The organism is Amycolatopsis sp. DG1A-15b (genome assembly GCF_030285645.1).
GTDB lineage: Bacteria > Actinomycetota > Actinomycetes > Mycobacteriales > Pseudonocardiaceae > Amycolatopsis.
In genome coordinates this window covers 3664830-3678188 of sequence record NZ_CP127296.1, presented here as the reverse complement: position 1 = coordinate 3678188, position 13359 = coordinate 3664830, and the positions used below count along the sequence as shown (strand labels likewise).

Sequence of the window (13359 nt, the reverse complement as noted above, 5' to 3'; positions counted from 1 at the left end):
CGCCTCAGCTGCGCGTTCGACGGGCGTGTGCGCTCTGTTGCGACCCGCAATTTGCAAAATTGAACCGAATGGCCTAATCCACTGCGCTCACCAGCGGCGACGCTCCGAATTCATGATCACGCAGGGCGATCACGCGGGGACCGGCTGTGGACATCCCACGAACCTTTCTGCTTGCATGTCCCGCATCGCCGCCGGGGGCGGCGCAGCGCAGGTTTGTTGCACCCGATTCGGTGCACCCGATCACGGAAGAAGTGGGACCACATGGCGAGCCGGGCCCGGGAACTCCTGGATCGATCACGCGTCCTGCTGGACCGCTCGCGGGTCGCCGCCGCGCAGTTCCTCACCGCGCCCCCGAAGCACCCCGGGTACCCGGGGTACCCGGCCGCGCCCGCGGCCGGACCGGCGTTCGTGGAGCTGACCCGGCCGGAGCCGGTCGCGGCACCCTCCGGCGAAGGCGTGCTGGCCGAGATCTGCGCCAGCGTCGCCCTGCGTGACCTCAACCTCCTCGACCAGCTCCTCGCGCGGCTGGAGGAGCTGGAAGCGGGGGAGGAGGACCACCACCGCCTCGCCGAGCTCTACCAGCTCGACCACCTCGCGACCCGGCTGCGGCGCAACGCCGAGAACCTGCGCGTGCTCGCCGGGCAGGACACCGCCGACGACGCCGCCCGCGCGACCTCGGTGCTCGACCTCATGCGCGAGGCGATGTCCTCGATCAACCACTACGCCCGGATCACCATCGGCCGCGTGGTCAACCTCGGCGTCGTCGGCTTCGCCGCGGAAGACCTGGGCCGGGTGCTGGCCGAGCTGTTCGACAACGCCGCCAACCAGTCCTCGCCGAGTTCGCCGGTGCACGTCAGCGCGCACCTGACCGAGCAGGGGAGCGTGCTCGTCCGGATCGAGGACGAGGGCATCGGCATCCCCGCCGACCGCGTGGGGGACCTCAACGCGCGCCTGGCCGCGGGCGGCGACCTCGACGACGCCGCGGCGCGGCACATGGGGCTCGCCGTGGTCGCCCGCCTGGCCGCCCGGCACGGCGTCACCGTGCGGCTGGACCGGCGCAGCCCGCACGGCACGGTCGCCACCGTGCTGCTGCCCGCCGGTGTCGTCACCGAACTCGCCGAGCATGCCTGGTCGGGCACCCGGACAGTGTTCGGTTCGGGGGTTCGGGTGGCGGAGCCCCCGACGCGGGGCGAAGCCCCGGATGGCGCTGTGTTCGGTTCGGGGGTTCGGGTGGCGGAGTCCCCGACGCGGGGCGAAGCCCCGGATGGCGCCCCGGATGGCGGGGTCACCGCCGAACCGGTCGAGGCCGGTGACGAGCCGGCCACTGTCGGCGGGTTGCCGCGCCGCCGCGCCGGCACCTTTTCCCGGGAGACGCCGGAGCCGGGGGTGCCGCGCAGGCCGAGCCCGCGGCCCCGCCCGGTCGTCGCGGGGACCGTCGGCGGGACCACGGCGAACGGCCTGCCGCGCCGCGTGCCCGGCAGCATCCGCGGGGCCGCCCCGGAACCACCGCCACCCCCACCGCCGTCCCCGGCCGGCGAAACCGCCGCGACCGGGCACGAGCGGCTGCTCGCCGACCTCGGCGCGTTCGCCGACGGCGAGCAGGCGGCGCTCGCGGAGAACCGCACCCGGCAGGACGAAACGCCCGGAGGAACCGCCCGGTGAGCGCTCCCCAGCCGGCCACGGCGAACTTCGCCTGGCTGCTCGACGACTTCGTGCGCAAGGTCCACGGCGTCAGCCACGCGCTGATCATGAGCGTGGACGGCTTCCCGCTCACCGCCTCGGACTCGGTCGGCGAGGCCGAGGCCGAACAGCTGGCCGCGATCGCCAGCGGCCTGCTCTCGCTGGCCGGCAACAGCGCGGCGCTGTTCGGGAAGGGCACCTGCGAGCAGATCATCATCCGGCTCACCCACGGCTACTTCCTGTTCATGGGCATCGGTTCCGGTGCCGGGCTCGCGGTGCTGACCTCGGGCGAGGCGGACATGAAGGTGGTCGCTTACGAGATGACCCAGTTCATCACCAACGCCGGCCACGCGCTCACCCCCGAGGTGCGCGCGGAGCTGCGCCAGGTGCTGACCGCCCGCCGGCCCCGGATGTGACGCCCGTGCCTGACCAGTCTTTCGGGGGTCCGGGTGGCGGAGTCCCCGGCCCGGGGCGGAGCCCCGGTTCGCAGCACGAGGATGTGATGCCCGTGTCCACAGTGTCCACAATGTCCACTTCGGACACCCCGTTGCCCCGCCGCAGCCGCCGGATCCGCGCGTACGCGCTCACCGGCGGCCGCACCGGCACGCGCCAGCAGCTGCTGGTCGAGACGCTGATCTCGGTGCCGCGGTACGACCCCGCGCTGAGCGACACGCTCATGCCGGAGTCGCGCTCGCTCTACGAACGCGCGCGGGTGCGGTGCTCGGTCGCCGAGCTGTCGGTCGGGCTGGACCTGCCGCTGGGCGTGGTGCGGGTGCTGCTCGGCGACCTCGCCACGCAGGGCGCGGTGTTCGTGCACCCCACCGCGCACGCCTACCACCACGACACCAACGTGCTCGAGAGGATCCTTGATGGGCTCAAGCGGCTCCCCGCCTGAGGGCGATCTGCTGACGATCTCCGCGAAGATCGTCGTCGCCGGGGGCTTCGGTGTCGGCAAGACCACGTTCGTCGGCGCGGTGTCGGAAGTGCCGCCGATGAGCAACGAGGCGTGGATGACCGAGGCCGGGGAAGGCATCGACGAAATCCCGCCCGGTGGCAAGTCGACCACGACCGTGGCCATGGACTTCGGCCGGATCACGCTGCGCCCGGACCTGCTGCTCTACCTGTTCGGCACGCCGGGGCAGGCGCGGTTCTGGTTCCTGTGGGACGACCTGAGCCGCGGCGCGCTCGGCGCGGTCGTGCTGGTCGACACCAGCCGGATCGAGGAGTCGTTCGCGGCGATCAACTACTTCGAGAACGACTCCGAGCTGCCGTTCGTCGTGGCGGTCAACCAGTTCGAGGGCAAGCCGGTGCACGACCTCGACGAGGTGCGCGACGCGCTGGCCCTCGATCCCGCCGTCCCGCTGGTCACCTGCGACGCCCGCGACCGCGCGTCGACGATCGCCACCCTGACCGAACTGGTCGGTCACACGTTGTCGCTGGCGGTGCTCTCCGGTCCGGTGGGCCGCGAGCTCGCCGGCAGCGTCCCGCACGCCTGAGTCCCCCGGAAGGTGAAGAGCGCCATGCGCAAGGTCCTGGTCGTGGGCGCCGGGCAGTCCGGCCTGCAGCTGGCCCTCGGGCTGCAGGCGGAGGGCTACGACGTCACCGTGATGTCCGCGCGGACGCCGGAGGAGATCCGGTCCGGGCGGGTGATGTCGACGCAGTGCATGTTCCACGACGCGCTGCAGCACGAGCGCGACCTCGGGATCAACCTGTGGGAAGCCGAGACGGTCGACGTCGAAGGCCTCGGCGTCTCGGTGGCCGCACCGGACGGCGGCCGCGCGCTCGACTGGTTCGCCGAACTCGACCGGCCCGCCCAGTCGGTCGACCAGCGGGTGAAGATGGCCGGCTGGCTGGAGCTGTTCGAAGACCGCGGCGGCAAGCTCGTCATCCACGGCGTGATGACGTCCGAGCTGGACGCGCTGTCCCGGCTGTACGACCTGGTGATCATCTCGGCCGGCAAGGGCGAGCTGGTCCAGCTGTTCGACCGCGTGCCCGAGCGCTCGCCGTTCACGCGGCCGATGCGCGCGCTTTCGCTGGTCTACGCCCACGGGGTGGACCGGCGCCCCGAGCACCCGGACAAGGTGGGGGTGCGGTTCAACATCGTCCCCGGCGTCGGCGAGCTGTTCATGATCCCGGCGTACACGCTGAGCGGGAACTGCGACATCCTCTTCTTCGAAGGCGTGCCCGGCGGGCCCCTGGACTGCTTCGACGACCACCCAGGCCCGGACGAGCACTTCCGGCGCGTGCTGGACCTGATGCGGCAGTTCGTGCCGTGGGAGTACGACCGCTGCCGCGACGCCGAGCTGACCGACGCCAAGGCGACCCTGGCCGGTGGGTACCCGCCGGTGGTCCGCCACCCGGTCGGGACCCTGCCGGGCGGGGCGATCGTGCTGGGCATGGCCGACGTCGTCGTGGCGAACGACCCGATCACCGGGCAGGGCTCGAACAACGCGAGCCACTGCGCGGCGACCTACCTCGACGCGATCGTCGCCCGCGGCGACCGGCCGTTCGACGCGGCGTGGATGGAAGCGACGTTCGAGCGCTACTGGGCGTACGCCCGGCACGTGACCGAATGGACGAATGCGCTCCTGCTGCCGCCGCCCCCGCACGTGCTCCAGATCCTCGGGGTGGCCGGGCAGAATCCGGCGGTCGCCCGGCGGTTCGTGAACGGTTTCACCGATCCGGCCGATTTCCGGCACTGGTTCATGGATCCGGCCCTTTGGGAGAAATACCTGGCAGAGGTCTAGATCAGACTGTCGTCGAGGGACGATTCGGGCTACGGTAACTACCGAGCGTGAAGACGACCTCGGAGGTACTGGCATGCGGGCGATGTGGAAGGGCTCGGTGTCCTTCGGGCTGGTCAGCATTCCGATCCAGATGTACGCGGCCACCGAGAACAAGAACGTCTCCCTGCGCCAGGTGCACGAGGCCGACGGCGGCCGCATCCAGTACAAGCGGTTCTGCACGATCGACGGCCAGGAAGTGCCGTACGCCGAGATCGCCAAGGGCTACGAGCTGCCCGACGGCGAGATGGTGGTGATCACCGACGCGGAGATGGCGGAGCTGCCGTTGACCACCCAGCGCACGATCGACGTGCTGGAGTTCGTGCCGCTCGAGTCGATCGACCCGATCCAGTACGACCGGACCTACTACCTGGAACCGCAGAAGAACGCGGTCAAGCCGTACATCGTGCTGCGGGACGCGCTGCACAAGTCGAGCCAGGTGGCCATCGCGAAGGTCGCGGTCCGGCAGCGGGAAAGCATGGCGGTGCTGCGCGTGCACGCCGACGTGCTGGTGATGACGACGATGCTGTGGCCGGACGAGGTCCGCGAGCCCGACTTCCCGTTCCTGCGCGACGACCCGCCGCAGATCCGGCCGCAGGAGCTCACCATGGCCGGGTCGCTGATCGACTCGCTGGCCGAGCCGGTGTTCGAGCCGGAGAAGTACCACGACCACTACCGCGAGGCCCTGGAAGAGATGATCGAGGCCAAGGTCGCCGGCGACGAGACGACCAAGCCCGCGGCGGTCACCGCCAAGGCCGACGTCGTCGACCTGATGGCGGCGCTGCAGGCCAGTGTGGACGCCGCGAAGAAGTCTCGTCAGTCCTCTTCGGAGGCGTCCGAAGAGGACGCCGAACCGGCGAAGAAGAAGCCGGCGGCCCGCAAGCGGGCGCCGAAGCCGGCCTGAGCTGTCTGAGTCGTCTGTGTCGTTTTCGGACGGGTGGTTGTGCCGACACGCCGCCCGGGTGCCGTGCCCGCGTGCTTCCCGGTCCTACCTTGGGGTGCACGTCGTCCACGAGCGCGGAAAGGCGGCCGGTCATGGAGTGTGCTTCTTGTGACGCCGGGATCGATCACTGTCACGGCACGCTGGTGGTGCACCCGGACGGCGGATTCGCCGAGTGCACCGATCCGGCCTGTGAGGACGGTGACCGCGTGCGGCACGCGCTGATCGTCGACTGCCGGGGCGTCGGCGGCGGGTGCGGCTGTGCCACCGGGCCGCGGAAAACCCTGCTGCGCCAGGTTTCCTGAGCCTCCCGCCAGGATCCGGGCCGGCCTGCCCCGGCCGGGGTCCGCCCCGCCGGGGAGGCCTGCCCGGCATTCGGATGGCGTCAAGGCGGTCACACGATCGTGTATGCAGCTGTGTACAGGGGCTTGGCGATGTGCTAACACTAACGAGGTCCTTCGGCTCTCCCTCCCCCTCGGAGCCGGAGGACCCTTTTATTTTCCGGATGTCTCGGAGCTCTCGAGTGGTGTCCGTTGTGGATGCGTCAGCCATGACTGTACAGTTCACCGCATGGTGACATGTGAGACGCGCGAGTCGGCGCTGGCCCGCATCGGGCGCGCGCTGTCGGACCCGACCCGCTGCCGGATCTTGACCGCGTTGCTCGACGGGCCCGCCTACCCGGGACGCTTGGCCGCGGAGCTCGGGCTGAGCCGGTCCAACGTCTCGAACCACCTGTCGTGCCTGCGCGGCTGCGGGCTCGTCGTGGCCGGCTACGAGGGTCGTCAGGTGCGGTACGAGATCGCCGACGGACACCTGGCCCGCGCGCTGCGGGAGCTCGTCCAGGTCGTCCTGGCGGTCGAACCGCGGGCGGCCTGCGAGGACGAGGTGGTGGCGCGATGACGCCGGAACCGGTCGTGGAGGCCTGTGCGGGCGGATGCTGTGCTTCGCCGGGGGCCGGGCCGGATCGCCGGGTGGTGCTGGTGCGGCGGGTCCGGCTGCTGGTGGCCGCGACCATCACCTACAACGTCGTCGAGGCCGTCGTCGCCCTGACAGCCGGCGCCGCGGCGTCGTCCGGGGCGCTGATCGGCTTCGGGCTGGATTCGGTGATCGAGGTCGCGTCGGCGGTCGCGGTCGCGTGGCAGTTTTCCGGCCGTGATCCCGGAGCGCGGGAACGGCGGGCGCTGAAGGCGATCGCGATTTCCTTCTTCGCGCTCGCGATTTACGTGACCGGGGAGGCCGTCAGTACGTTTTTAACCGGCGCGTCGCCGGAAACCTCCCGGACCGGAATCGTGCTCGCGGCCATTTCCCTGGTGGTGATGCCCGCGCTTTCGGGTGCGCAGCGCCGGGCGGGGCGCGAGCTGGGGTCCGCGAGTGCGGTCGCGGATTCGCGGCAGACTTTGCTCTGCGCTTACCTTTCCGGGGTCCTGCTGGCGGGGTTGCTGCTCAACGCGCTGTTCGGCTGGTGGTGGGCCGACCCCCTCGTCGCCCTCGCGATCGCCGGGGTGGCGCTCAAAGAAGGCCGAACGGCCTGGCGCGGCCAGCATTGCTGCTGACCGCGCCAGGCCGCGGCGAGTCTCGGGATCAGTACCAGTGCGCCCGGCCACCGATCCGGCGGCCGGTGCCGCCCAGGATGGCCAGTGCCACGCCGGCCACCGCGAGAATGATACCGATGGTGTACAGCACCGGGATGCCCACGATGAACCCGATGACAAGGAGAATCACACCGAGAATGATCACTTGACACACTCCTTCGCATGAGACCCGGCCCGGCTCCGTGCCGTCCGGGCGGATGCGCTCTCGACGGGAGGATGGCCAGTTTCCGGATAAACCAAACTACGGCGAATGGAGCAATCTCGGATCAGTACCGATAGTGATCGAGCTTGTACGGGCCTTCGACGTCGACGCCGATGTACTCGGCCTGCGCCTTCGTGAGCTTGGTGAGCCTCACCCCGAGCGCGTCGAGGTGCAGGCGGGCCACCTTCTCGTCGAGGTGCTTCGGCAGCCGGTGGACGTCCGTGGCGTACTCGCCGGGCTTGGTGAACAGCTCGATCTGCGCGATCGCCTGGTTGGTGAACGAGTTCGACATCACGAAGGACGGGTGCCCGGTCGCGTTGCCCAGGTTCATCAGCCGCCCCTCGGACAGCACGATGATCGCGTGGCCGTCCGGGAACGTCCACTCGTGCACCTGCGGCTTGATCTCGTTCTTCACGACCCCGGGCAGCTTCGCCAGCCCGGCCATGTCGATCTCGTTGTCGAAGTGCCCGACGTTGGCGACGATCGCGTTGTGCTTCATCCGGCTCATCTGGTCCGCCGAGATGATGCCGAAGTTGCCGGTGGTGGTGATGAAGATGTCCGCGGTGGCCACGACGTCGTCGAGTTCGACGACGTCCAGCCCGTCCATCGCCGCCTGCAGGGCGCAGATCGGGTCGATCTCGGTGACCGCGACCCGGGCGCCCTGGCCGCGCAGGGCCTCCACCGCGCCCTTGCCGACGTCGCCGTAGCCGCAGACGACCACGCGCTTGCCGCCGATCATCACGTCGGTGGCCCGGTTCAGGCCGTCCACAAGGGAGTGCCGGATGCCGTACTTGTTGTCGAACTTGGACTTCGTCACCGAGTCGTTGACGTTCATCGCGGGGAAGAGCAGCTCGCCGTCCTTGGCGAGCTTGTAGAGCCGCTTGACGCCGTTGGTCGTCTCCTCGGTGGCGCCGCGGATCTCCTTGGCCATGCGGGTGAAGCGGTCACCGTCGGCCGCCAGGCTCGCGCGGAGGGTTTCGAGGACGATCCGGTACTCGTCCGGGTCCTCTTCGGACGGTTGCGGGACCGCACCCGCCGCCTCGAACTCGACTCCCTTGTGGACGAGCAGGGTGGCGTCGCCGCCGTCGTCGAGGATCATGTTCGGGGACTGGCCGCCGGGGAAGGCGAAGAGCCGGTCGGTGCACCACCAGTACTCTTCGAGGGTTTCGCCCTTCCACGCGAACACCGAGGTGCCCGCCGGGGCGTCCACGGTGCCCTGCGGGCCGACGACGACCGCGGCGGCGGCCTCGTCCTGCGTGGAGAAGATGTTGCAGGACACCCAGCGCACCTGGGCGCCGAGCGCCACCAGGGTTTCGATGAGCACGGCGGTCTGCACGGTCATGTGCAGCGACCCGGCGATGCGGGCGCCCTTCAGCGGCTGCGCGGCGGCGTACTCGCGGCGGATCGCCATCAGGCCGGGCATCTCGTGCTCGGCCAGCCGCAGCTGGGTGCGGCCGGCGCCGGCCAGCGCGAGGTCGGCCACGGCGAAGTCGAGGCCGCCCGTGGTCTGCAGTTTGTCACTCATTCTTCGATGCACTCCGGAGATCGTCGGCGAAACGCTCGGGAGGCAGCACGGAAGTCCCTGCGGACAAAGAGAAAGGCACCTCCCTCACGGGAGGCGCCCTTGGAGTCGTGTCGCGGGCCGAGCGTGGCGGAAAGGATTCCGTCGCAGCGCCTCTCGGCCCGGAACCAGGATGGCAAAGCCGCGGCGAGGCTGTCAAGCGAGCGAGCGGGCCATGAGGACGTCGTCGACGTCCACCCCGTCGATGTGGAATTCGCCCCGCAGCACCCCTTCCACGACGAATCCGCACCGTTCGTAGACCCGGCGGGCGCCGGTGTTGTGACCCAGTACGCGCAGCGTCAGCTTGCGGGCGCTTCGGTGGCGCGCCTCGGCCACGGCGGCCTCGACGAGCTGCCGCGCGATGCCCAGCCGCTGCCGGTCCGGGTCGACGGCGAGCCCGTCGATCACCGCCACGTGCCGGTGGGCGGGGATGCCGAACCCTTCGCCGAGCCGGACGTACCCGGCGACGGCGCCGTCGTGCTCGGCGACGAGGACGTCTTCCGGCCGGGTGCCGTCGTCGAAGAACGGCGTGCCCGGCGGCGGCGCGGGCGCGGGGGAGACGGCCGGGGTCCAGGTGCGCTCGTCGAGCTTCGCGAGCACGGCTTCGTCTTCGGCGCGGGCGGGCCGGACGGTGATCGTCACGAAAGCTCCCGCCAGGCCTGGTCCACGAGCGCGGCCAGTTCGCGCGGGTCGCGGTTGCCCTCGGAGCTGAGGCTCCGCAGCGTGACGGTCAGGTCGGGGCCGGTGCGCTGGCAGTTCGTCACGAAGCTCTCCTGGGGGGCCGGTGCCGAGCCGGGGGCCGCGGGGCCGTTGTGCCGCAGGCACTGCACGTCGCCGATGCGCACGAGCTCGGTGCCCGGTGCGCCCTGGCCGAGGGCTGCGAAGTCGTCGTAGATCGCCACGAGCCCGGGGGAAGGCGCCCGGACGGCGATGAGCTGGACCCCGCGTCGCAGCCGGTCGTCCTGGTAGTGCTGGGCGAGCGCGCCCGCACCGTCGTAGGCGGCCGACACGCGGGCTGCGGTCTCCCGGTCGGCCTTCTCGATGCCGGTGATCATGGCCTGTCCCTGGCGCGCATCGAACTTCGCGATGGCCTCCGGGGAGCGGCTCAGCTCGCCGAGCCGGGGCGGCGCGGAGAGCGACCGCCCGCTCGGGCCGCCGAACAGCGTCAGGACCAGCCACGGCACGCCGACCAGCACCGCGCCGGCGAGGAAGCCGAGCAGGCCGGTGACGGCCGGCCGGGCGAGGAGCGAGCGGCGGCGTGGAGCCGGAGTGTGGGCCTGCTGGCCGGGTGCGGGTTCGAGCGGGAAGGCCTGCGAGAAGTCCTCGGTCACCAGCGAATCCTGGCGGAATCCGGCATCCGGCGCGAAGGGAATTCTCCGGCCGGCCCTCAGATCAGGTGCGCATGCCGCCAGATGCCTTCCGAACGTCCGCCGATCAGGCCCGCCTCGCGCAGGAACGGCACGATCTTCTCCGCCATCCAGCGGCGGGTCTCGTGGAAGTGCGGGTTCGCCAGCGCCGCGGCGCGGCCCTCCCGCGGCTCGATGCCGACGCTGCGGTAGATTCGCGGGTCGACCATGCTGTCGATCACGCCGAACGCGACCAGCGCGGTCCGCACGCGGTGCCGCTGCAGCGCCGCCTTCGACAGCTTCGGCGTCTCGCGCAGCACCTCCTCCTTCGCGAACCGGACGTGCCGGGCCTCCTCGACCACGTGGATGCGGTTGACCGAGCGGATCAGCGGCTGGATGCCGTCGTCGTCCATCATCGACCGCTGGAGCCGGTCGGTGGTCTCCTCCGCGACCAGCACGCTGGCGAACATCGACGGCCCGGCGGCGGTCGCGCCGAACACCTTCGCGGCGCGGTGGACCACCTTCGGGACGCCGTAGCGCGGGACGCCGAGCCGCTGCGCGGTGCGGGCGAACATCACCGAGTGCCGCGTTTCGTCGCCGATCTCGGTGAGCGCGTACTGCGCGTGCTCGCTGCGCGCGTCGAGGTCGAAGACGTACCGGGCGAGCAGGTGCATGAGGACGATCTCGAACCACAGGCCGACGCTCATGATGCTGGCGATCTCGTGCTTGGACAGCTCGATCCGCTGCTCCGGCGTCAGCTTCGCCCACAGGTCCGTGCCGTAGAGGGAGACGCGCTCGAGCGGCATGTACGCCTTGCCCTCGGCGAGCGGGGCGTCCCAGTCGATGTCGACGTAGGGATCGTAGGAGTTCTTCGCGGAGCTCTTGAGCAGGCGAGCCGCGGTGACGTCCCGGTCCTGGGCCTCGACGCCCATGACGGCCTCCGAAAAGTAGGGGGTACGCGGTGTACTAGCTACTTCGGGAGCGTACACCGCCCGGCGGGTGCGTGAGTAGGCTTTCGCCGTGACCAAGGTCGACGGACGGGCGACACGCTGGGCGGGCCAGCAGGAACGGCGGCGCGCGGAGTTCGTCGACGCCGCACTGGCCGCCATCGCCGAGCACGGCCCGGACGTGTCCACGGAGCAGATCGCCGAACGCGCCGGCGTGGCGCGCACGCGCCTGTACCGGCACTTCGACGGCGCGGAAGACCTCCGGCGCGCGATCGCGCAGCGGGCGGCCGAGCTGGTGACGGCCGACCTGGCGCCGCTGTGGCACCCCGAGGGCTCGCCGAACGAGATGATCTCCACGGTGATTTCGACGCACCTGCGCTGGCTGACCGAGCACGCCCCCCTGCACCGCTACCTCGCCTGCGCGCAGCCGGCCGCCGCGGACGACCGCCCGGACGTCCGCGGGGCGATCGCCCGCCACCTCAGCCGGCTGTTCACCGGCTACCTGACGGAGCTCGGGCTCGACCCGGCCCCGGCGGACACGATCGCGTTCGGCCTGGTCGGCTACGTCGAATCGGCGACGACCCGCTGGCTGGACCACCCGGGAACGCTCAGCCTGCCCCAGCTGACCGCCCAGCTCACGGGCACGATCTGGGCGATGCTGGACCACACGCTGCGCGCGGGCGGCGTCGAGCTGGACCCGGACCGGCCGCTGCCGCTGCCCGAGGGGCTGTAGAGCCGGCGCCCGCTATCTTGACCGCGTGCCGAGCTCCCGGAGATGGCGGACGATCGCGGCGGTCACGGCCTACGCGTCGATCATGGTCACCGCCATCTTGGCCGCCCGCGACGGCCGCGGCGGCACCGCTTTCGTCACCGTGCTGCTGATCACCTTCGGCTGCTTCCTGTGGTGGCAGGCGGGAACAGCGCTGGGTGTCACCGAGCTGGCTTGGCGGCGCCGGGGCATCAAGGTCGCCGGCCGGATCGTGGACTACGACGACGGCAGCGACGGGTCGGGCAATTTCCCCGTCATCGAGTACACGACGGTGGACGGTGGGGTTCACCGGCACCGAGCCGACGTGGGCAGGTGGCGCCGCACCGGGTCCGGCGAGGTGGAGGTCACGTATGACCCCGAACGGCCACAGCGGGTCCGGGAGCGGCTGACCCCCTGGCACGTCTTCGTCGGCTGCGCGATCCTGGCCGGCGGATGCCTCATGTTCTGGATGGCCGTCGACGGCCTGCGGCTCGCTTTCCCATGGTTCCGGCTCTAGTCCTCGCGCGCGAATTCCGCCCGCACGCCCAGCAGCCGCACCGCGCGGGTCAGCTCGAACATCCCGAGCACCTCCTGTGCCGCGCGGTCGAGCTCGCCCGCGTCCGACGTCGGCTCCGGCAGCGTGATGCTGTGCGTGTGGGTCAGGAACGGCACGAACCGCACCTTGACCGCGACCCGCGCCGCCGGGCGGCCCTCGTCGAGGACGTCCTGGGCGACGCGCTTGGCCAGCGCCGTGACCTCGGCGGCCATCTCCGCCGGGTCCGTCAGGTCGCGCTGGAACGTCGTCTCGCGGCTGCGGGAGCGGGCCACCCAGGGTGTCGCGCTCACCTCGGCGTCGCTGATGCCGCCGCCGAGCAGCCGCAGCCACGGGCCGGTCTTCGGGCCGAACCGCGCGGCGAGCTCCGCCGGGTCGGCCCCCGCCAGGTCCAGGACCGTGGTGATGCCCAGCTCGGCGAGCTTCTTCGCCGTCTTGCCGCCGATGCCCCACAGCGCGTCGGTCGGGCGGGCCGCCATCACCTCCCACCAGTTCTCCTGCGTCAGCCGGTAGATCCCGCCCGGCTTGCCGAACCCGGTGGCGAGCTTGGCCCGCAGCTTGTTGTCCCCGATCCCGACCGCGCACGACAGGCCCGTCTCGCGTGCCACCGCCTCCTTGATCGCGGCGGCCAGCGCCTCGGGCTCGGCGGTCTCGGCCCCGACGAACGCCTCGTCCCAGCCCAGCACCTCGACCACGACCGGCAGCTCCCGGACCGCGGCCATCACGCGCGCCGACACCTCGAGGTAGGCGTCCGGGTCACTGGGCAGGAAGACGGCATCCGGGCAGCGCTTGGCGGCGATCCGCAGCGGCATGCCGGACTGGACGCCGAACTCGCGCGCCTCGTACGAAGCCGTCGCGACGACCGCGCGCTCGGTGGGGTCGCCGTTGCCGCCGACCACGACCGGCTTCCCGCGCAGCTCGGGGTGGCGGGCGATCTCGACCGCGGCGATGAACTGGTCGAGGTCGACGTGCAGGACCCACTTCACCCGGCTCAGTCTGCCTCAGAA

Annotated in this window: 17 protein-coding genes and 1 riboswitch; of the genes, 11 read left to right on the top strand and 6 right to left on the bottom strand. The window is 71.1% G+C overall.

Features of this window, described 5'->3' with window-relative positions; genetic code table 11:
* Positions 1–261: 261 nt before the first annotated feature.
* The 9 genes from QRY02_RS16625 to QRY02_RS16585 all read left to right on the top strand — a co-directional run bounded on the left by QRY02_RS16625 (position 262) and on the right by QRY02_RS16585 (position 6956).
* Complete coding sequence (locus tag QRY02_RS16625; RefSeq protein WP_285992430.1) at positions 262–1662, top strand: sensor histidine kinase; 1401 nt, start codon at positions 262–264, stop codon at positions 1660–1662.
* Positions 1659–2096, top strand: a complete 438-nt coding sequence (locus QRY02_RS16620; protein WP_285992429.1) for a roadblock/LC7 domain-containing protein — start codon at positions 1659–1661, stop codon at positions 2094–2096. Before QRY02_RS16625 ends, QRY02_RS16620 begins: the two co-directional genes overlap by 4 nt.
* 110 nt (positions 2097–2206) lie before the next feature.
* Complete coding sequence (locus QRY02_RS16615; protein WP_285993852.1) at positions 2207–2575, top strand: DUF742 domain-containing protein; 369 nt, start codon at positions 2207–2209, stop codon at positions 2573–2575.
* Entirely contained in the window at positions 2550–3176 is a 627-nt protein-coding gene (locus tag QRY02_RS16610; RefSeq protein WP_285992428.1) for a GTP-binding protein, read from the top strand. The genes QRY02_RS16615 and QRY02_RS16610 overlap by 26 nt, the downstream gene beginning before the upstream one ends.
* A gap of 24 nt (positions 3177–3200) precedes the next feature.
* Positions 3201–4427, top strand: a complete 1227-nt coding sequence (locus tag QRY02_RS16605) for a styrene monooxygenase/indole monooxygenase family protein (protein WP_285992427.1) — start codon at positions 3201–3203, stop codon at positions 4425–4427.
* A gap of 73 nt (positions 4428–4500) precedes the next feature.
* Complete coding sequence (gene ku / locus QRY02_RS16600; protein WP_285992426.1) at positions 4501–5367, top strand: non-homologous end joining protein Ku; 867 nt, start codon at positions 4501–4503, stop codon at positions 5365–5367.
* A 131-nt stretch (positions 5368–5498) separates the two neighbouring features.
* Complete coding sequence (locus tag QRY02_RS16595) at positions 5499–5708, top strand: hypothetical protein (protein WP_285992425.1); 210 nt, start codon at positions 5499–5501, stop codon at positions 5706–5708.
* A gap of 265 nt (positions 5709–5973) precedes the next feature.
* On the top strand, positions 5974–6303 hold the full coding sequence (cmtR, locus tag QRY02_RS16590) for a Cd(II)/Pb(II)-sensing metalloregulatory transcriptional regulator CmtR (RefSeq protein WP_285992424.1): 330 nt from the start codon (positions 5974–5976) through the stop codon (positions 6301–6303).
* The gene (locus QRY02_RS16585; protein WP_285992423.1) at positions 6300–6956 is read left to right on the top strand and encodes a cation efflux transmembrane domain-containing protein; all 657 of its coding nucleotides are present in this window, start codon (positions 6300–6302) and stop codon (positions 6954–6956) included. The genes cmtR and QRY02_RS16585 overlap by 4 nt, the downstream gene beginning before the upstream one ends.
* A 28-nt stretch (positions 6957–6984) precedes the next feature.
* Here QRY02_RS16585 and QRY02_RS16580 read toward each other — a convergent pair whose 3' ends face one another.
* The 5 genes from QRY02_RS16580 to QRY02_RS16560 form a co-directional block, all read right to left on the bottom strand.
* Positions 6985–7140, bottom strand: coding sequence for a hypothetical protein (locus tag QRY02_RS16580; RefSeq protein ID WP_004559113.1), 156 nt, complete (start codon positions 7138–7140; stop codon positions 6985–6987).
* A 121-nt stretch (positions 7141–7261) separates the two neighbouring features.
* Positions 7262–8722, bottom strand: coding sequence for an adenosylhomocysteinase (gene ahcY / locus QRY02_RS16575; protein WP_285992422.1), 1461 nt, complete (start codon positions 8720–8722; stop codon positions 7262–7264).
* Positions 8723–8806: 84 nt separating this feature from the next.
* Positions 8807–8883, bottom strand: a riboswitch (S-adenosyl-L-homocysteine riboswitch).
* Between the two features lie 31 nt (positions 8884–8914).
* Positions 8915–9400 carry a GNAT family N-acetyltransferase gene (locus tag QRY02_RS16570; RefSeq protein WP_285992421.1) on the bottom strand — a complete coding sequence of 162 codons (486 nt, stop codon included), beginning with the start codon at positions 9398–9400 and terminating at the stop codon, positions 8915–8917.
* Positions 9397–10089, bottom strand: coding sequence for a hypothetical protein (locus tag QRY02_RS16565; RefSeq protein WP_285992420.1), 693 nt, complete (start codon positions 10087–10089; stop codon positions 9397–9399). Before QRY02_RS16565 ends, QRY02_RS16570 begins: the two co-directional genes overlap by 4 nt.
* A gap of 56 nt (positions 10090–10145) precedes the next feature.
* Positions 10146–11036 carry an AurF N-oxygenase family protein gene (locus tag QRY02_RS16560; RefSeq protein ID WP_285992419.1) on the bottom strand — a complete coding sequence of 297 codons (891 nt, stop codon included), beginning with the start codon at positions 11034–11036 and terminating at the stop codon, positions 10146–10148.
* An 88-nt stretch (positions 11037–11124) separates the two neighbouring features.
* Between QRY02_RS16560 and QRY02_RS16555 the strand changes: the two genes are divergently transcribed.
* Entirely contained in the window at positions 11125–11784 is a 660-nt protein-coding gene (locus QRY02_RS16555) for a TetR/AcrR family transcriptional regulator (RefSeq protein ID WP_285992418.1), read from the top strand.
* A 25-nt stretch (positions 11785–11809) separates the two neighbouring features.
* Positions 11810–12316: a DUF3592 domain-containing protein gene (locus QRY02_RS16550; RefSeq protein WP_285992417.1), complete on the top strand. Its 507-nt coding sequence runs from the start codon at positions 11810–11812 to the stop codon at positions 12314–12316.
* Here the strand turns inward: QRY02_RS16550 and QRY02_RS16545 are convergent.
* On the bottom strand, positions 12313–13338 hold the full coding sequence (locus QRY02_RS16545; protein ID WP_285992416.1) for a DNA polymerase IV: 1026 nt from the start codon (positions 13336–13338) through the stop codon (positions 12313–12315). The genes QRY02_RS16550 and QRY02_RS16545 overlap by 4 nt on opposite strands.
* Positions 13339–13359: the final 21 nt, after the last annotated feature.